General features: G+C 70.5%; 15 protein-coding genes. 11 read left to right on the forward strand and 4 right to left on the reverse strand.

Translation table 11 applies throughout. From position 1 onward, the window contains the following. Window positions 1-187: 187 nt before the first annotated feature. On the reverse strand, window positions 188-982 hold the full coding sequence (locus tag ACIQFU_RS03075; protein WP_402548565.1) for a BTAD domain-containing putative transcriptional regulator: 795 nt from the start codon (window positions 980-982) through the stop codon (window positions 188-190). 558 nt (window positions 983-1,540) lie between these two features. Here ACIQFU_RS03075 and ACIQFU_RS03080 point away from each other — a divergent pair. Continuing rightward, entirely contained in the window at window positions 1,541-2,932 is a 1,392-nt protein-coding gene (locus ACIQFU_RS03080) for a cation:proton antiporter (RefSeq protein WP_402548566.1), read from the forward strand. Window positions 2,933-3,039: 107 nt separating this feature from the next. Continuing rightward, window positions 3,040-3,837, forward strand: coding sequence for a 3-oxoacyl-ACP reductase FabG (gene fabG, locus ACIQFU_RS03085; protein WP_402548567.1), 798 nt, complete (start codon window positions 3,040-3,042; stop codon window positions 3,835-3,837). A 218-nt stretch (window positions 3,838-4,055) separates the two neighbouring features. Here the strand turns inward: fabG and ACIQFU_RS03090 are convergent, their stop codons facing one another. Next, entirely contained in the window at window positions 4,056-5,012 is a 957-nt protein-coding gene (locus ACIQFU_RS03090; protein ID WP_402548568.1) for a CPBP family intramembrane glutamic endopeptidase, read from the reverse strand. A 111-nt stretch (window positions 5,013-5,123) separates the two neighbouring features. Between ACIQFU_RS03090 and ACIQFU_RS03095 the strand changes: the two genes are divergently transcribed. Continuing rightward, window positions 5,124-6,455 (forward strand): histidine kinase, encoded by a 1,332-nt coding sequence (locus ACIQFU_RS03095; protein ID WP_402548570.1) that lies wholly within the window; start codon window positions 5,124-5,126, stop codon window positions 6,453-6,455. Continuing rightward, the gene (locus ACIQFU_RS03100; RefSeq protein ID WP_402548571.1) at window positions 6,443-7,093 is read left to right on the forward strand and encodes a LuxR C-terminal-related transcriptional regulator; all 651 of its coding nucleotides are present in this window, start codon (window positions 6,443-6,445) and stop codon (window positions 7,091-7,093) included. The genes ACIQFU_RS03095 and ACIQFU_RS03100 overlap by 13 nt, the downstream gene beginning before the upstream one ends. A gap of 58 nt (window positions 7,094-7,151) precedes the next feature. On the opposite strand, the gene ACIQFU_RS03105 is transcribed toward ACIQFU_RS03100, so the two are convergent. Both ACIQFU_RS03105 and ACIQFU_RS03110 read right to left on the reverse strand, forming a co-directional pair. Then, complete coding sequence (locus ACIQFU_RS03105; protein WP_402548572.1) at window positions 7,152-8,984, reverse strand: alkyl/aryl-sulfatase; 1,833 nt, start codon at window positions 8,982-8,984, stop codon at window positions 7,152-7,154. Between the two features lie 231 nt (window positions 8,985-9,215). Next, entirely contained in the window at window positions 9,216-9,842 is a 627-nt protein-coding gene (locus ACIQFU_RS03110) for a hypothetical protein (protein ID WP_402548573.1), read from the reverse strand. A gap of 318 nt (window positions 9,843-10,160) precedes the next feature. Between ACIQFU_RS03110 and hemL the strand changes: the two genes are divergently transcribed. From hemL to ccsB, 7 genes are all read left to right on the forward strand, one after another. Then, window positions 10,161-11,477 carry a glutamate-1-semialdehyde 2,1-aminomutase gene (hemL, locus tag ACIQFU_RS03115; protein ID WP_402548574.1) on the forward strand — a complete coding sequence of 439 codons (1,317 nt, stop codon included), beginning with the start codon at window positions 10,161-10,163 and terminating at the stop codon, window positions 11,475-11,477. After that, window positions 11,474-12,166, forward strand: coding sequence for a histidine phosphatase family protein (locus ACIQFU_RS03120; protein WP_402548575.1), 693 nt, complete (start codon window positions 11,474-11,476; stop codon window positions 12,164-12,166). The genes hemL and ACIQFU_RS03120 overlap by 4 nt, the downstream gene beginning before the upstream one ends. A gap of 173 nt (window positions 12,167-12,339) precedes the next feature. Continuing rightward, the gene (locus ACIQFU_RS03125) at window positions 12,340-13,641 is read left to right on the forward strand and encodes a hypothetical protein (RefSeq protein WP_402548577.1); all 1,302 of its coding nucleotides are present in this window, start codon (window positions 12,340-12,342) and stop codon (window positions 13,639-13,641) included. A gap of 66 nt (window positions 13,642-13,707) precedes the next feature. Beyond that, a complete protein-coding gene (locus ACIQFU_RS03130; protein WP_402548578.1) occupies window positions 13,708-14,367 on the forward strand; it encodes a TlpA family protein disulfide reductase in 660 nt (219 codons plus the stop codon). A 1-nt stretch (window position 14,368) separates the two neighbouring features. After that, window positions 14,369-15,139 carry a cytochrome c biogenesis CcdA family protein gene (locus ACIQFU_RS03135; RefSeq protein WP_402548579.1) on the forward strand — a complete coding sequence of 257 codons (771 nt, stop codon included), beginning with the start codon at window positions 14,369-14,371 and terminating at the stop codon, window positions 15,137-15,139. Window positions 15,140-15,142: 3 nt separating this feature from the next. Next, on the forward strand, window positions 15,143-16,885 hold the full coding sequence (locus ACIQFU_RS03140; RefSeq protein ID WP_402548580.1) for a cytochrome c biogenesis protein ResB: 1,743 nt from the start codon (window positions 15,143-15,145) through the stop codon (window positions 16,883-16,885). Beyond that, the gene (gene ccsB / locus ACIQFU_RS03145; RefSeq protein WP_402548581.1) at window positions 16,882-18,021 is read left to right on the forward strand and encodes a c-type cytochrome biogenesis protein CcsB; all 1,140 of its coding nucleotides are present in this window, start codon (window positions 16,882-16,884) and stop codon (window positions 18,019-18,021) included. Before ACIQFU_RS03140 ends, ccsB begins: the two co-directional genes overlap by 4 nt.

Here is an 18,021-nt window from a genome sequence, read left to right on the forward strand (position 1 = left end):
GATCGTGCGGGAGAGGGGCCTGTGCCGCCCATACCTCCACCGGGTGGCCGAACGGACGGTATTCGCCGAGCAGTCGTGTGCGGCACTTGTCGATGTCCATTGTCGATCGCTTCGGTGTGATGGCGCGTCAAAGGACGGGAGGCGGGGCATGGCGATCGGTCGCTGTGACGCCCGTGTCCGGTGGTGTTCACGAGGCGTATGCGGAGGACAGCGGCCGGCTCGGGTCGTCCAGCCACGGCTCCCGGGCGAGAATCGCGCGATGCAGATTCCGCAGCCGGTTGCAGGGTTCCATGCCCAGGTCGTCGTGGAGAGTGCCGCGGATGCGCTGGTATGCCTCCAGACACTCGGGTATTCGTCCGCTGCGGTACAGGGCGATCATCAGGAAGGCGTGCACGTTCTCCCACATGGGGTGTTCCTGCGCGAGGCCGTAGAGCTCGCCGATGAGCTGACTGTGACGGCCCAGCCGGAGTTCCAGGGTGAGCCACTGTTCGTGCAGGGCGTTGCGCCGCTCGTCCAGTTGCTGGGCGTAACCGTCCAGCGCGGGCGTGGTGCGCACGTCGGCGAGCGCCGGTCCCCGCCAGAGCCTCAGCGACTGGGAGAGCAGCCGGGCGGCCTCCTGGGGCCGGTCGGTGTGGATGGCCTGCTGGGCCATGGCCGCGCTGGATTCGAAGAGGGTGAGGTCGAGGCAGTGCCCGTCGAGCCGCATCCGGTAGCCGGACGATGTGGTGGTGATGAGGGTGGGGCCCGCGCCGGCCTGGGTGAACTGCCCGCGCAGCTTGGAGACATAGACCTGGAGCGCGGTGGCCGCGGTGCGAGGCGGCGTCCCGGCCCACAGGGCGCCGATGAGCCGCGCGGGGGAAATGACGTGGCCCGAGTGCATGCACAGCATGGCCAGCAGCGACCGGATTTTGAGCGCCTGCGGGGTGACTGTCTCGCCGGCGTCCGTCTCCACCTCTACCGGACCCAGAATGCTAAACCTCATACGCCTTCCCGCTTCAATTTCCGGAGGCTATTCCTGTCGAAGTAGTGCGTCACTGCTTGCGAGTGACTTGAATCATGGATGGCGGCTCGGGGAGCGGTCAAGCCTTTAAGGATTGGGTCAGGTTACCTGGCTGAATCCGTTGCGTGGGCTGCTGTATATACAACAGGCAGATCGCTGCGTATAATCGAATCCCAGCCCACCCCTAAATATATTTATATCATGATATCTCGCCAGATTATGCAGCGGAAATCGAGGGGTGTCTTCGTGTGTGATCGCGTGCGGATTCGAAATCAGCACATCCCTACTCCTCGGTAGGTGAAATTGTCGCAAAGGGGAGCGGGGTGGCGGGTGCCGGGCCACGGCTTAAGGCTGGCGCAACGATTCAATGATCCTTAGGCGTGGCTTTAGCTGAGCTTGCCCGCATGCAGGCCTGCGGGCGTGGAGGGTCCAATACGGCGACGGTGTCCGGGGGCCGGCACTTTGGGGATCCTTAGGGGCTTCTTCAGTACGGAGTGGCAGGCTCGTGCGACGTGTCCCACACGCGAGCCAAGGGGTTTCATGCCATATCTTGCCTTCTATTCTCCGAGTGACCCGAACCTCGAACTGACCCTCAAGGTAATACTCGCCATTCTCGCTATTCTCGCCGCATCGGCATGCTGCGGGAAGCTCGCCCTCATGGTTAATCAGCCGCGAGTTCTCGGTGAAATGATCGCCGGTGTTCTCCTCGGTCCCACGCTCCTGGGGCTTCTGCTGCCCGGAGTGCAGAAGTCACTCTTTCCTGCGGATGTGAAGCCGATTCTCTATGTGCTCAGCACTATGGGGCTCACGCTGTACATGTTCCTGGTGGGCGCCGGACTCGATCACGGAAAGAAGGACAAGGGAAGAGGGGACAGGGGCAAGGGTGCGGCCGGCGAGGGCGCCGACGGGCAGGGACGGCACGCGGTGCTGCTCGCCGTGTCGGGCATAGTCCCCTCGCTCGTGCTGGGCATCGGGGCGGGACTGCTGTGGTACCCGCAACTGTCCAGGCATGACGTCTCCCGCATCGAGTTCGCCGTCTTCATCGGCGGCGCGCTGTCCCTGACGGCGTTCCCGATGCTCGCCCGCATCCTGTACGAACGAGGTCTGGAGAACTCGCGGCTGGGCAGGCTGACGCTGATCGCCGCCTCCATGGACGACGTGGCCGCCTGGTGCTTCCTCGCGGTGCTGTCGGCCGTGCACGCCGGCTCGGGTCCCATGAGCGCGCTGCAGAGCATTCTGCTCGCCGGGATCTTCACCGCCGTGATGCTCTTCGGGGTGGCGCGCCTGCTGCGCCCCCTCGGCGACCGGGTGGCGCGGACGAAGAGCTTCACGCCCGGCCAGATGTACGTCGTGGCGTTCGTCGTTCTCGGGGCCGGCTGGTTCACGGACCGCATAGGCATCTACTCGGTCTTCGGGGGGTTCGTCGCCGGGCTCGCGATGCCCCGGGGCGCCGCCTTCCGGGAGGCGCTGCACAGCCGGATGATGGACTTCGTCAGCGTCTTCCTGCTGCCGATCTTCTTCGCGTTCTCCGGTCTGAACACCAAGCTCGACAGTGTGACCGGGGGCGCCACGCTGCTCGCCCTCGGGACCTTCCTGGCCGCCGGGTTCTTCGGGAAGTACGTCGGCTGCGGGCTCGCCACGCGGGCGGTGGGCTTCTCCTGGCGGGAGTCCTGGGCGGTGGGCGGTCTCATGAACGCCCGGGGCCTGATGATCCTGATCTTCATCAACATCGGTCTGAGCCAGCGCATCATCTCCCAGGAGGTCTTCTCGATCCTGGTGCTCGTCGCGGTGGTGACCACGGCCGGAGCTGTGCCGCTCTACCGGTGGGCCCTGCCGCCGGGAGTGGAAGTGCGCCTCGGACTCCGCTCCTCCGGCGCCGTCGGCCCGCCGCGGAACGACCAGGCACGTGAGATGGCGGCCGACGTCTCCTGACAACGGCGTTATTCGGGTGGCGAGTTACCGCCCTTGGGGAATTAAGTGCCCCTTTGGGACCCGATGCTTTCCTGGGGTGCCACAGTGCCGCGACTCGGGGAGAGACCTTGCCCAACGACATCGCTGAGACCGGACCGCACACGACACGGGACACGGAACGCGAGCCGGACGACCGGCGCTGCGCCCTGGTGACCGGGGCGGCCCGCGGGATCGGGCGGAGCATCGCCCTCAGGCTCGCGGCGGAGGGATACGACGTCGTCGGCTGCTACCGCTCCGAGAGCAAGGAGGCGCGGGCGACCCGGGAGGAGATCGAAGCCCTGGGTGCCCGGGCGCTGTTCACGGAGTGCGACGTGCGCGACCGCGACGCCGTCGAGGAGACGGTGGCCCGCGCGGAGGACGAGCTGGGCCCCGTCACGGCGCTGGTGAACAGCGCGGGGATCACCAGGAACGGTCCCATGCCCCTGCTGGCCGGTGAAGCATGGGACGACGTCATCGACACCAATCTCACCGGCACGTGGAACGTGTGCCAGTCCGTCCTGTACCGCTTCCTGCGGCGCAAGTCCGGTGCCTGCGTCAACATCTCTTCGATCGTCGCCCTGAGCGGTTTCGTGACCATGAGCAACTACGCCGCCAGCAAGGCGGGCATCATCGGCATGAGCAAGTCGCTCGCGCGGGAAGTCGCGGGCCACGGTGTCCGGGTCAATGTGGTCGCTCCCGGCATCACCGACACGCAGATGATGGAGGACATCCCCGTACCGATGCGGGAGAAGATGCTGGAGCGCATCCCGCTCAAGCGGTTCGGCCGCCCCGAGGACACCGCCGACCTGGTCGCCTACCTCCTTTCGGACCGTGCGACGTACATCACCGGCCAGGTGATCCGGGTGGACGGCGGGGCGGCGCTGTGACGCACCCGGTGCCACCGGCTTCGACGCCTTGTCCGGCCGGGTCGTCGAGCTCCCGGCCGAGGTAGCGCCTTCCGGTGGGGGATCGCCCCGGACCGGCCGTACGCCACCGTCTGAAGAAGCTCCGCGAGGCCGGCCGTTCGACGCCCCTGACACCCGGCAGCGCGACGGAGGCGGTCGCCGCTCCGCGCCCGGTTCGCAGCCCGTCCGGCTCGCGGCGCCTACGGCAGCGGACGCGTCGAGGCGCGCCCCGGCGGGCGGCGGTCGCGTTCCGTGGCGGAGGCCGGCACCTCCGACGGCGGCGGAGCCACCGGAGCCGAGGGCCCGGTCGCGGCCCCGCGCCGCCGGTGGCCCAGCCAGACGACGAGCACGGCCAGGACGCCGGCCGGCCAGGTGGAGACGCCCAGCGGTCCGGCGAGCAGCGGGTCGACGAGGCGGGCCGAGACGTCGCCCGTCAGCGGCAGCGCGAACTCGTTGAGCGACAGGTGCGCCGCGACGGCCGCCCACACCGACCCGGTGGACAGCCGGACGGCGGCGATCACCGTCCCGAGCAGCGTGGCGGTCACCACGGCGACCGGTATGCCCAGCAGCACCGGATGGCCGGGGTAGCTTCCACCGAGCGCGGTCATCGGGACGTGCCACACCCCCCACACGGCGCCGCCGATCAGCAGGCCGCGGATCCTGCCGTGGCGGAGCAACCGGGGCAGCAGGTAGCCCTGCCAGCCGAGTTCCTCGCCGAAGTACAGCGGGACCGACACCAGCGCGCTCAGCACGAGGGGCGCGATCGTGGCGGGCCCGGGCAGGTGCGCGGGGGTGTACCAGCCGACCGGTGTGGCGAGGGCCAGGCCACATGCGGTGAGGGCCGGCGGGATCGTGAGCGCGACGGCGACGGAGCGGGCTTCGTGCCGCCAGGGGGTGGCCCTGGTGAGCCCGAGGACCCGCACGGCCTCGCGCGGCCCCCGGCTGCGCGCGGTGAGACCGAAGGCGGTCAGCGCCGGCACCAGCATCATGAGGATCATGCACAACGCCGCGAGCCGCGGCGTCCCTTGCCCGGCGCTCGTCCGGCGCAGGCCCTCGAGCCAGAGCGGGAGCATGGCGACCCACGCGCCGACGAAACTGATCACCAGGAAGGGGACGAGACCGGGGCCCGAACGGCCCGCGGGGTTCGTTGGATTCATGGCCGTGACGCTAGGAACCACGCGGTGACCGGGGCGATGGTGCACGCTCGCCGCCCCATGGTGTAGCGGGCTCCACTGCGCCGGGGAGCGGAGGGGGGAAGACTGGCCGTCGTGAGTACCTGGTCGAAACCACGAGCCGGACTGCGAGCCGGAAAGCGAGCCGGACTGCGAGCCGGAAAGCGAGCCGGACTGCGAGCCGGAAAGCGAGCCGGACTGCGAGCGAGCACGGCGCGCTCGGCCCGTGCCGCCGGATACTGCGCGGTCGCGGTCGTCCACGGACTGACCCTGGTCCTGCTGGTGCCCGTGCTGATCTACTCGGCCGTCCTGTGCCTGGTCGGCGTGGGCCTGCTCGTCCTGCCCCTCGAACTGCGGCTGCTGCGCAGGCTGGCCGATCGCGAGCGCGACCGGCTCGGACACTGGGCGGCGGCCCCCACCGCACCGGCCGGTCCGCACGCGCGGCGGCGCCTGACGGCGGTGCTGTCGGACCCGGCGACCGGCCGCGACCTGCGCTGGGCGCCCGGCACGATGGTCGCCGGCACCGTACTCGGGCTCATCGGCGTGTCACTGTTCCTCTTCCCGGCGGCCGTGCTCGTTCTCGTGGCCCTGTGGTGGCTGTTCCCCGCGGACGATCCGGTCCGGCTCATGCTGAACATCCCGATCGACGGCTGGGGTTCGGCGGTGTACGCCGGAGCTCCCCAGTTCCTCCTGAGCGTGCTGTTCGCCCTGTTCGGGCCGCCCCTGCTGGCCAGGGCGGCGGCGTCGGTGAGCCGGTGGCTGCTCGCCCCCTCGGCCGCAGCGGTGCTCGCCGAGCGCGTGGTGACGCTGGACCGGACGCGCACCGGGGCGATCGACGCACACGGCAGTGAGCTGCGCCGCATCGAGCGGGACCTGCACGACGGCACCCAGGCACGGCTGGTGTCCCTCGCCATGCAACTCGGCCTGGCCGAACGGACGCTCGGTACCGACCCCGCCGCCGTGGGTCCGCTGCTGACCCGGGCCCGGGAGGGCGCCGAGGAGGCGATGGCCGAACTGCGCGACGTACTGCGCTCCGTCTACCCGCCGATCCTCGCGGACCGGGGCCTCACCGGCGCGGTCTCGGCGGTCGTGGCACGCTGCCCCGTACCGGCCACCGCGGAACTCGGCGAACTGGCCGACGTACCGGCTCAGGTGGAGGTCGCCGTGTACTTCGCCGTCAACGAGGCGCTCACCAACGCGGTCAAGCACAGCCGGGCCGAGTCCGTGTCGGTCGTCCTGTCCAGGACCGGCGGCGCGGTCCGTGCGGTGATCACCGACGACGGCCGGGGCGGGGCGGCCGAAGGGGGCGACGGCACCGGGCTGCGCGGGATACGGCAGCGCGTCGAGGCGGTCGACGGCGTACTCGGGGTGCGGAGCCCGCCCGGCGGACCCACGGTGATCACGGTGGAGTGCCCGTGCGCATCCTGATCGCCGAGGACAACGCGCTGCTCGCACAGGGACTCTCCGCCATGCTGGAGGCCCTCGGCCACGAGGTGCTCGCCACGGCCGAGGACGCCGAGTCCTTCGTGCCGGCCGCCGTCGCCCACCGCCCGGACGTGTCCGTGGTGGACGTCCGCCTCCCCCCGACCTTCACCGACGAGGGCATCAGGGCCGCGCTGCGCGCCAGACGACGCGTGCCCGGCCTGCCGGTCCTCGTGCTCTCCCAGTACGTCGAGGACACCTACGCCCGCGAACTGCTCGCCGACGGCACCGGCGTCGGCTACCTGCTCAAGGACCGGGTCGCCCGAGTCGACGACTTCGTCGAGGCGCTGCACCGGGTGGCGGCCGGCGGCACGGTGCTGGACCCCGAGGTGGTCCGACAACTGCTCACGACGCGCGGCGACCCCCTGTCCCGGCTCACCGGACGCGAACGCGAAGTACTCGCGATGATGGCCCAGGGACACGGCAACTCCGAGATCGCCGACCGCCTCGTGGTCACCGAGCGGGCCGTGCACAAGCACGTCGGGAACATCTTCCTGAAACTCGACCTCCCACCCGAGGAGAGCGGCCACCGACGGGTCCTGGCGGTCCTCACCTACCTCGGCGCTCCCCAGCGCGAGCCCTGAGGCCCCGGAGAACCGGAGCCCGGACGGGCGGGGCCCGTCCGATCCACGGCGAACGGGCTCACGGGGTGACGATGGGGAAGTTCGGGTCGGGCTCGTCCAGGGCCGACAGCAGGGTCCGGAGCACGGCCGGGTCCCCGGTGTACTCGATGCCGTCGAGGCCGGCCCCGCCCGCGAGCAGGCCCGCCAGCTGGGGCCTGGTCGGGGTGAGCGCCAGGTCGGTGCTCTCGTCGGGGTGCCCGGTGACGTAGTGGACGAGGACGCCGTTGCGAAGGACCACCTGGTGGCGTTCACCGAGGTCGGTGACGTGCCAGTGCGTGGACACGGTGTGCTCCCACGCCTCCGGGCCGTTGACCCGGATGGCGAGCGAGTCGAGGATCTGGTCCACGCTCAGCGCCGACGCCATGCTGCCGGCCGCGATCGGGACCTGCCGCACGCCCTCGCGCAACTCCTGCGCGGCCGTGAGGTAGTTGTTGCGCCATGTCCCGCACTCCGCGCCGTGGCCGAGACGCTCGAAGACCTGCGCCAGCAGCTCCTTGGCCTCGGTACTGTCCGGCGCGGCGAACGTGGCGTGCTTGAGGAGCTGGGCGGCGAAGCGCAGGTCACCGGCGTCGGCGTAGGAGCGGGCCTTGGCCAGGACGGCGTCCGGGCCGCCCATGCAGTCGACGTACCGCTTCGCGCTCGCGGTCGGCGGGTGCTCCCACAGGGAGGACGGGTGGCCGTCGTACCAGCCCATGTAACGCTGGTAGATCGCCTTGACGTTGTGGCTGACCGACCCGTAGTAGCCCCGCGCGTGCCATGACCTCGCGAGTGCGGGCGGCAGCTCGATCATCTCGGCGATCTCGGTGCCGGTGTGGCCCTGGTTGGTCAGCCGCAGGGTCTGGTCGTGCAGATAGGCGTACAGGTCGCGCTGCTCGGACAGGAACCGCTCGATCCGGTCCGTGCCCCAGGTCGGCCAGTGGTGCGAGGCGAACAGGACGTCGGAGCCGCTGCCGAAGAGCTGGATCGCCTCGGTGAGGTAGCGCGACCAGACCCGGGCGTCGCGGACCACGGCGCCGCGCAGGGTCAGGATGTTGTGCAGGTTGTGGGTGGCGTTCTCGGCCATGCACAGCGCACGCCGCTCGGGAAGGTGGAAGTTCATCTCCGAGGGCGCCTCGGTGTCCGGCGTGAGCTGGAACCGGAACAGCACCCCGTCCAGCCGCTCCTCCTGTCCGGTCCGGGTGATCTCCAGCGTCGGCGGCAGCAGGCTCGGCAGCCCCTGCGAGGCGGAGAAGCCCAGCCCGACCCCGATCAGTCCGTCCGGGCCCGCGGGCAGATCGCCGCCGGTGTGGTAGACACCGCGCCGCAGCATGGCCGTCCCCGCGTACACGTTCTCCGCGACCGCGTGCTCCATCAGCCCCTCGGGCGCGACGACCGGCACGTCCGCGCCCTCGTCGACGACGCCGAGGGTGCCGCCGAAGTGGTCGATGTGCGAGTGCGTGAACACCACCGCCGTGACCGGCCGCTCCCCGCGGTGCGTCCGGTACAGCGCCAGCGCCTCGCGCGCGCACTCCGCCGACACCAGCGGGTCGACCACGACGACCCCGCGCTCGCCCTCGATCAGCGACATGTTGGACAGGTCGAAGCCGCGCACCTGGTAGACCCCGTCGGTCACCTCGTACAGCCCCGCGCGTGCGCACAACTGGGACTGCCGCCACAGGCTCGGGTTCGCGGTCCGGGGGCAGTCGCCGTCCAGGAAGCCGGTGGCCCGGAAGTCCCACACCACCCGCCCGTCCGCACCGGTCACCGTCGCACGCGCCGGCGGTGCGACCAGCCCCCGGTCGGCGTCCTCGAAGTCGGTACGGTCCGCGAAGTCGGGCAGCTCGGAGGCGTTGGGCCGACCGGAATCGCTCACGTGGACCTCCTGGAGGCGTGGCCGTCACGGCAGACGGCCGCCGTCACCTTCGTCTTCGTCCGCCCCATCTTCGACACGACGCCCGAGCCCGGCCCGCCGAACGGGGCCGGGTGGGTTACCGGGGGAGAGCGTCAGGCCGCTCTCCGAATACCCCGGCCGCGGGGCCCGGTTTCTCCGCCACCAAAAAGGGCGAGGCCCGAAGACCTCGCCCGATCCGCAAGAAACCCAGGCTCAGGGCCACACCAGGCAGTACGGCTGATGCCCCGCCTCGTGCAGCCGATGGCTGAAGTCCTGCCACTCGTGCAGCAGCTGGTAGACGTTGAACGCGTCCCGCGGGCCGCCCCGGTCAGGGACCGTCGACCAGATGAAGGCGGCCGCGCCGACCGCCTCCTCGCCGATGCCGCGCAGGGGGTCGACGACGGTCATCGGGAGCTTCACGACCGCGTAGTCGGGGTGCAGGACGACCAGTTCCAGCGGGGGCACCTTGTGCAGGGGGACGCCCTCGATGCCGGTGAGGACCATGGCGGCCATCGTCTCCGGCTTGATCTTGGTGAACATGCCGTTCATCCCGAGCTCGTCGCCGCCCAGTTCCTCGGGGCGCATCGAGATCGGGACGCGGGCCGCGGTCGCGCCGTCGGGCGCGCCGAAGTACTTGTAGGTCACCCCCACCCGACCACCATTCCTGCTCCCCGCCCCCGGCCGGTCGGCCCGCCGGTCGAGCCGGTCGGGCTCGCCCGGGGTGCCGTGTCCATGACGTGCTTCGGACGCTTCCTCCGCCTCGCGTCGGTGCCTTCCCCGCCGGGCACGTCGAGGACCCAGGTCGTCGGTCCCCTCGCCCAGTCCGCCACCGCGATGCATATCTCCACCCGACTGCTTTTCTAGGACGCGTGGCCCCCGCCGCGCAACCCGATCATCGTGTCAGTGACCTCCCCCACGGCCGCTCGCCGAAACGTGCGGTGAAACATATGTACGTCATATGTCCGTCGTGCGTTCGCGGGGCGGCCGGCAGTCGCATCCGCGCCGTCCCGGTGAGCTGCGTGGATGGGTTCCAGTCTGGCAGACGGCACGGCATTCGGGGCGGTTGTCTACCCTTGACGAAGTCACCCTGGGCAACAAGAGGCCGCGCAGGGTCCGATACGTCGGAGAAGGTCGAGAAGGTCGGAGAAGTCGCAGGTCATGAGCGAACTGGCATATCCATACGAAGCACCGGCCTCGCAGGCTCTGTTCGACCGCGCGGCGGCCGTCACGCCCGGCGGCGTGAATTCCCCGGTGCGCGCCTTCCGCGCGGTCGGCGGCACGCCCCGGTTCATGGTGTCCGGCACCGGGCCGTACCTGACCGACGCCGACGGGCGCGAGTACGTCGACCTCGTCTGCTCCTGGGGGCCGATGATCCTCGGGCACGCGCACCCCGAGGTGATCGCCGCCGTGCAGGAGGCGGTCGCGCGCGGGACGTCCTTCGGTACGCCCGCCGAGGGCGAGGTCGCGCTCGCCGAGGCGATGGTCGAGCGCGTCGCGCCGCTGGAGGAGGTGCGGCTCGTCTCCAGCGGGACCGAGGCCACCATGTCCGCCATCCGGCTCGCCCGCGGGTTCACCCGGCGCACCAAGGTGATCAAGTTCGCCGGGTGCTACCACGGTCACGTCGACTCGCTGCTGGCCGCCGCCGGTTCCGGCGTCGCCACCTTCGCGCTGCCCGACACCCCCGGCGTCACCGGCGCCCAGGCGAGCGACACGATCGTGCTGCCGTACAACGACCTGGAGGCCGTGCACGCCGCCTTCGCCGCCCACCCCGGCGAGATCGCCTGTGTGATCACCGAGGCGTCGCCCGGCAACATGGGCGTCGTGCCGCCGCTGCCCGGGTTCAACCAGGGGCTCAAGGACGCCTGCGCGGCCAACGGCGCGCTGTTCGTGTCGGACGAGGTCATGACCGGCTTCCGGACGAGTCGCGCCGGGTGGTTCGGGGTGGAGGGGGTCGTGCCCGACCTCATGACCTTCGGGAAGGTGATGGGGGGTGGGTTCCCCGCCGCCGCGTTCGGCGGGCGTGCGGACGTCATGGCGCACCTCGCCCCGGCCGGGCCCGTCTACCAGGCCGGCACCCTCTCCGGGAATCCGGTCGCCACCGCCGCCGGGCTCGCCCAGCTGCGGCTCCTCGACGACGCGGCGTACGAGACCGTCGACGCGGTGTCCGCGCAGATCCAGGGGCTCGTCACGGAGGCGCTCGCCAAGGAGGGCGTCGCGCACACGCTCCAGAACGCCTCCAACATGTTCTCCGTGTTCTTCACCGACCGCCCGGTGCACGACTACGAGGACGCCAAGGCGCAGGAATCCTTCCGGTTCACCGCCTTCTTCCACTCGCTGCTCGCCAACGGCGTCTATCTGCCGCCCTCCTCCTTCGAGTCCTGGTTCGTGTCCACCGCCCACGACGAGCGGGCCGTCCAGCGCATCGCCGACGCCCTCCCGGCGGCGGCCCGAGCTGCCGCGGAGGCCACGGCATGAGCAACCAGGAACGCGACGAAGAGCTGACCGTCGTCCACGTCATGCGGCACGGCGAGGTCGAGAACCCCACCGGCGTCCTCTACGGGAGGCTGCCCGGCTACCACCTCTCCGAGCTGGGCCGGCGCATGGCCGAGCGGGTCGCCGAGCACCTCGCGCCCCGCGACGTGACGTACGTCGTCGCCTCCCCGCTGGAGCGGGCGCAGGAGACCGCGACGCCGATCGCCAAGACGCACGGGCTCGACCTCGACACCGACTCCCGGCTCATCGAGGCGGACAACGTCTTCCAGGGCAAGACCTTCGGCATCGGCGACGGCGCGCTGCGCCGGCCCGCCAACTGGAAGCACGTGGTCAACCCGTTCAAGCCGTCCTGGGGCGAGCCGTACGTCGACCAGGTCGTGCGGATGAAGGGCGCGATCGACGCCGCCCGCGACCGGGCCCGCGGGCACGAGGCCGTGGTCGTCAGCCACCAGCTGCCGATCTGGATCCTGCGGTCCTACGTCGAGCGGCGGCGGCTGTGGCACGACCCGCGCAAGCGGCAGTGCACGCTGGCGTCCCTGACGACGTTCACGTACCGCGGCGACCGGATCGTCTCCGTCGGCTACACCGAGCCGGCCCGAGACCTCGTCCCGGCCCACCTCCTCGCGGGGGCCAAGCCGGTGAAGGGGCAGGGGAAGGCGTACGGAGCCTGACGGCCTGATGACCTGACGGCCCCCTGCCCCCCGCCCGTACCGTCGCCGCGGAACCGTTTCTGTGGGTCCGCTGTCCACTGTTACCCAACCCGCACAAATTTCCGGAACCCGCTCGTTCGTCGCGTCCTCTCACCTAGTGACCACCCAAGGACGACGCGACGAACGAGGTTGCGATGCGCACTACCAACCGCACTCTCACCCGCAGGGGGATGCTCGGACTCGGCGCGGGGGCCGCGGCGGCGGTCGGGCTCGCGGGCTGCGGCACCGGTTCCCACTCCTCGTCGGAGGGCTCGCACCAGGCCGGTGACGGCGGCAAGCCGTCGCCGTCCGGGAGCGGCAAGCCCCCGGCGAAGCCCATCGGCGACGGCTCCACGTCGTACACCGGCAAGCAGCCGCACCAGCCGGACGCCCCCGTGCCGCTGGAACCCTGGCAGACGCCGCCGCAGTTCGTCGTCTTCTCCTGGGACGGGGCCGGCGAGGTCGGCAACGGGCTCTTCCCGCGCTTCCTGGACCTCGCCCAGGAGCACGGTGCGCACATGACCTTCTTCCTCTCGGGCCTGTACCTGCTGCCCGAGTCGAAGAAGCGCCTCTACGACCCGCCGAACAACCCGCGCGGCGCCTCCGACATCGGCTACCTCACCGACGAGCACATCAAGGCGACGCTCACCAACGTCCGCCGGGCCTGGCTGGACGGGCACGAGATAGGCACCCACTTCAACGGCCACTTCTGCGGAGGCGGCGGCAGCGTCGGCAACTGGACGCCCGCGCAGTGGCGCAGCGAGATCGACCAGGCCAAGTCCTTCGTCAAGGAGTGGAAGACCAACAGCGGCTGGACCGACCTGCCCGCCCTGCCCTTCGACTACGACAAGGAACTGGTCGGCGGCCGCACGCCCTGTCTGCTCGGGCAGGACAACCTGCTGCCCACCGCCCGCGAGCTGGGCTGGCGCTACGACGCCTCCTCGCCCGGCGGCCGCCAGGTGTGGCCGGTGAAGAAGGACGGGATCTGGGACTTCCCGCTGCAGCAGATACCGTTCCCCGGCCACTCCTTCGAGGTCCTCTCGATGGACTACAACATCCTCGCCAACCAGTCGGTCAACTCGACCAAGGCGCCCGCGCACAACTACCCGGGATGGCGCGAACAGGCCACGAAGTCGTACATATCGGGCTTTAAGCGGGCGTACGAGACGAACCGGGCGCCCTTCTTCATAGGCAACCACTTCGAGGAGTGGAACGGCGGCATCTACATGGACGCCGTCGAGAACGCCCTCAAGCACATCGCGCGGGAGAAGGAGAAGGGCGAGGACATCCGGCTCGTCTCCTTCCGGCAGTTCACCGACTGGCTGGACGTGCAGAAGCCCGAGGTGCTGGCCAAGCTCCGTACGGTCGACGTGGGGCAGCGGCCCGCCGGCGGGTGGAACGCCCTCCTCAAGGACACCTCCTCCGCGAGCTCGACACCCACCGGGAACGCCGCCTGAAATGCGGGTTTCCGCCCGTGAGGGGGGTGCGCAAGATCCTCGGAACGGACATGCGAAACTTTTCACATGAGTGCCGCCAGCCGCGCCCCCCTGCGCTCGAACCGCACCGCCGCCCGCGCGTCCGGCCCCGCCCGGGCCCGCGTCCGTAGCCGGGCCGTCCTCGCCGTCGGCGCAGCCGCCGCGGCGCTGCTCGTGTCCGCGTGCAGTTCCGGCGGCACCTCGGGCGGCGGCGGTCAGACGGGCTTCATCACCGGCTCGGACGGCATCGCCACCGCGAAGGAGGGCGAGCGCGCCGACGCCCCCGACCTGTCCGGCGAGACCGTCGACGGCGGCCAGGTCGACGTCGCCGACTACAAGGGCAAGGTCGTCGTCCTCAACGTGTGGGGCTCCTGGTGCCCGCCCTGCCGGGCCGAGGCCAAGAACTTCGAGAAGGTCTACCAGGACGTCAAGGACCAGGGCGTCCAGTTCGTCGGCATCAACACCCGCGACACCTCCACCGGCCCGGCCCGCGCCTTCGAGAAGGACTACGGGCTCACCTACCCGAGCCTGTACGACCCGGCCGGCAAGCTGATGCTCCGCTTCGAGAAGGGCACCCTGAACCCCCAGGCCGTCCCCTCCACGCTCGTCATCGACCGCAAGGGCAAGGTCGCCGCGCGCACCCTCCAGGGGCTCAGCGAGGAGAAGCTGCGCAAGATGCTGAAGCCGTACCTCACGGACGGCTCGTGACGTGTCCGCAGTGACCACGCTCGCCGCCGACGGCTTCAACGGAACGGTGCTCAACGGCGCCCTGCTGGTGGCCCTCCCCATCGCACTGCTCGGCGGCCTCGTCTCCTTCTTCTCGCCCTGCGTCCTGCCGCTCGTCCCCGGCTACCTCTCCTACGTGACCGGCGTCACCGGCACCGACCTGGGCGAGGCCCGGCGCGGACGGATGGTCGCCGGTGCCTCCCTCTTCGTCCTCGGCTTCACCGCGGTCTTCGTGTCCAGCGGGGCGCTCTTCGGCTTCTTCGGCTCCACGCTCCAGGAGGAGCGGGGCGTCCTGTCCAAGGTGCTCGGCGCGCTCATGATCCTCATGGGCGTCTTCTTCGTCGGCCTGATGCCCTGGTTCACCCAGCGCGAGTTCCGCTTCCACAAGCGGCCGGTGACCGGGCTGGTCGGCGCTCCCCTGCTGGGCGCCCTGTTCGGCATCGGCTGGACGCCCTGCATCGGCCCCACCCTCGCCTCCGTCCTCGCCCTCTCCGCAGACCAGGGCACCGCCGGGCGCGGCGCCATACTGACGGTCGCGTACTGCGTCGGCCTCGGCGTCCCCTTCGTCCTCGCCGCCGTCGCCTTCCGCAAGGCGCTCGGCGCCTTCGGCTGGATCAAGCGCCACTATGTGTGGGTGATGCGGATCGGCGGCGTCATGATGATCGCGACCGGTCTCCTGCTGCTGACCGGCGTGTGGGACGGCATCGTGCAGGACATGCAGACCTGGTCCAACGGCTTCACTGTGGGGATCTGACCGATGAGCAACACCACGACGGACACGCCCACGACGCCCGACGGCGGCGACCGGGATCTCGGCGCCGCCGGCTCCCAGCTCTCCACCGCCCCCGCGGAGGAGGCCCCGAACCTCCCCTCGCTCGGCGTGATCGGCTGGGCCCGCTGGTTCTGGCGCCAGCTCACCTCGATGCGCGTCGCGCTGGTGCTGCTCCTGCTGGTGTCGCTGGGCGCGATCCCGGGGTCGCTGATCCCGCAGGACGGCGTCGACGCCGTGAAGGTCGAGGAGTTCCGCCAGAACCACGACGTCCTGGCGCCGGTCTACGACAGGCTCGGCCTCTTCCACGTCTACGGCTCGGTGTGGTTCTCCGCGATCTACATCCTGCTGTTCGTCTCCCTCATCGGCTGCATCGTCCCGCGCACCTGGCAGTTCGTCGGCCAGCTCCGCGGCCGGCCGCCCCGCGCCCCCCGGCGCCTGGACCGGCTGCCCGCCTACACCACCTGGCGCACCGGGGCGGAGCCCGAGGAGGTCCGCGAGGCCGCGCGGAAGCTGCTGAAGAAGCGCCGCTTCCGCGTGGACGCCGCCGGTGACGCCGTCGCGGCCGAGAAGGGCTACCTGCGGGAGGTCGGCAACCTCGCCTTCCACGTCGCGCTGATCGTGCTCCTGGTCGCCTTCGCCTGGGGCCAGCTGTTCAAGTACGAGGGCAACAAGCTGATCCTCGAGGGCGACGGCTTCGCCAACACCCTCACCCAGTACGACGACTTCAAGTCCGGGAACCTCTTCGACCCGGACCACGACCTGGCACCCTTCAGCTTCACCCTCAAGGACTTCCACGGCACCTACGAGGCGACCGGCCCCAACCGCGGCACCCCGCGCGTCTACGAGGCCAAGGTCACCTACAGCGAGGGCGCCGACGGCACCGAGAAGTCGAAGACCGTCGAGGTCAACAAGCCGCTGAACATCGACGGCTCCAAGGTGTACCTGGTCAGCCACGGCTACGCCCCGATCCTCACCGTCAAGGACGCCAAGGGCGAGGTGGTGATGGACAAGCAGGCGGTGGCCCTGCTGCCGCTGGACGGCAACGTCACCTCCTCCGGCGCCGTCAAGGTCATGGACGGCTACCGCAACGCCGAGGGGGAGAAGGAGCAGCTCGGCTTCAACGCGTTCTTCCTGCCGACCTACGGCGGCAAGGGCAGCGGCATGCAGTCCACCTTCCCGGCGCTGATCAACCCGATGCTCGCGCTCTCCGCCTACCACGGCGACCTCGGCGTGGACGCGGGCATCCCGCAGAGCATCTACCAGCTGGACAAGACCAACCTGGAGGAGTTCAAGGGTTCCGACGGCAAGCTGTTCAAGCAGCAGCTCAAGGTCGGCGACACCATGACCCTCCCGAACGGCGCCGGTTCGGTCACCTTCGACGGCGTCCAGGAATGGGCCGGCTTCCAGGTCACGCAGCAGCCCGGCAGCGGCTGGGCGCTCGGCGGCGCCGTCGTCGCCATCCTCGGCCTGGCCGGCTCCCTGTTCATCCAGCGCCGCCGGGTCTGGGTGCGGGCCGTGCGGGGTGCCGACGGCGTCACCGTCGTGGAGATGGCCGGCCTCGGCCGCAGCGAGTCCGCGAAGGTCCCCGAGGAACTCGGCGACCTCGCCGGGGTCCTGTACGACCAGGCACCCGACGCACCCGACGCACCCGACGCGCCCGAGAACGACGACACCCCCGATTCCCCCGACACCACCCACGTCGTACCTGCCGAAGGGGCTGAGAAGTGACTCTCGCCGCCGCAACCGAGTTGGCCGCCGCGACCAACGAGCATCTCGCGAACGTCAGCAACACGCTGATCTACTCCGCGATGGCCGTCTACACCCTGGCCTTCTTCGCGCACATCGCCGAGTGGCTCTTCGGCAGCCGCAGCAAGGTCGGCCGTACCGCCGCCGCGCTCACCGCCGCGGGCCGGTCCAAGGCGCGCGCCGGGTCCGGCCCGGCCGTCACCGTGAAGAAGGGCGGCGGCACCGCCGTACTCGAACGCCCCGAGGTCGTCGTACGCGCCGCCTCCGGCTCCCGCGACGTGCCCGACGGGCCGGGCGCACACGGCGGCACCGAGAAGGGCGACCTCTACGGGCGCATCGCCATCTCGCTCACCGTCCTCGCCTTCGCCCTGGAGGCGGGCGGCGTGGTCGCCCGCGCGCTGTCGGTGAAGCGGGCGCCGTGGGGCAACATGTACGAGTTCAACATCACGTTCACGACGGTCGCCGTCGGCGTGTACCTCGTGCTGCTCGCCCTGAAGAAGAACATCCGCTGGCTCGGCCTGCCCCTGGCCACCACCGTCCTGCTCGACCTCGGTCTCGCCGTCACGGTGCTCTACACGGCGAGCGACCAGCTGGTGCCCGCCCTCCACTCGTACTGGCTGTACATCCACGTCTCGACCGCGATCCTGTGCGGGGCGGTCTTCTACGTCGGCGCGGTCGCCACGGTCCTGTACCTCTTCAAGGACAGCTTCGAGGGCAAGCTGGCCTCCGGCGGCAAGCCCGGCCGCTTCGCCAACTCCGTCCTGGACCGGCTGCCCGCCGCCGCCTCCCTCGACAAGTTCGCCTACCGCGTCAACGCCGCCGTCTTCCCGCTGTGGACCTTCACGATCATCGCGGGCGCGATCTGGGCGGGCGACGCCTGGGGCCGGTACTGGGGCTGGGACCCCAAGGAGACCTGGTCCTTCATCACCTGGGTCGCCTACGCCTGCTACCTGCACGCCCGTGCCACCGCCGGCTGGAAGGGCCGCAAGGCCGCCTACCTGGCCCTGGCCGCCTTCGCCTGCTGGCTGTTCAACTACTACGGCGTCAACATCTTCGTCTCCGGCAAGCACTCCTACGCGGACGTCGGCCTGGGCGCCCTGCGGTCGGTCGGTTTCTGA

The organism is Streptomyces sp. NPDC093065 (assembly GCF_044754585.1).
Classification (GTDB): domain Bacteria; phylum Actinomycetota; class Actinomycetes; order Streptomycetales; family Streptomycetaceae; genus Streptomyces.

What these genes read in the sequence shown, in the direction of transcription:
- ACIQFU_RS03075 (WP_402548565.1), bottom strand. Translation starts at nt 982, where the DNA reads ATGAGGTTTAGCATTCTGGGTCCGGTAGAGGTGGAGACGGACGCCGGC.
- ACIQFU_RS03080 (WP_402548566.1), top strand. Translation starts at nt 1,541, where the DNA reads ATGCCATATCTTGCCTTCTATTCTCCGAGTGACCCGAACCTCGAACTG.
- ACIQFU_RS03090 (WP_402548568.1), bottom strand. Translation starts at nt 5,012, where the DNA reads ATGAATCCAACGAACCCCGCGGGCCGTTCGGGCCCCGGTCTCGTCCCC.
- ACIQFU_RS03110 (WP_402548573.1), bottom strand. Translation starts at nt 9,842, where the DNA reads ATGCATCGCGGTGGCGGACTGGGCGAGGGGACCGACGACCTGGGTCCT.
- hemL (WP_402548574.1), top strand. Translation starts at nt 10,161, where the DNA reads ATGAGCGAACTGGCATATCCATACGAAGCACCGGCCTCGCAGGCTCTG.
- ACIQFU_RS03120 (WP_402548575.1), top strand. Translation starts at nt 11,474, where the DNA reads ATGAGCAACCAGGAACGCGACGAAGAGCTGACCGTCGTCCACGTCATG.
- ACIQFU_RS03125 (WP_402548577.1), top strand. Translation starts at nt 12,340, where the DNA reads ATGCGCACTACCAACCGCACTCTCACCCGCAGGGGGATGCTCGGACTC.
- ACIQFU_RS03130 (WP_402548578.1), top strand. Translation starts at nt 13,708, where the DNA reads ATGAGTGCCGCCAGCCGCGCCCCCCTGCGCTCGAACCGCACCGCCGCC.
- ACIQFU_RS03140 (WP_402548580.1), top strand. Translation starts at nt 15,143, where the DNA reads ATGAGCAACACCACGACGGACACGCCCACGACGCCCGACGGCGGCGAC.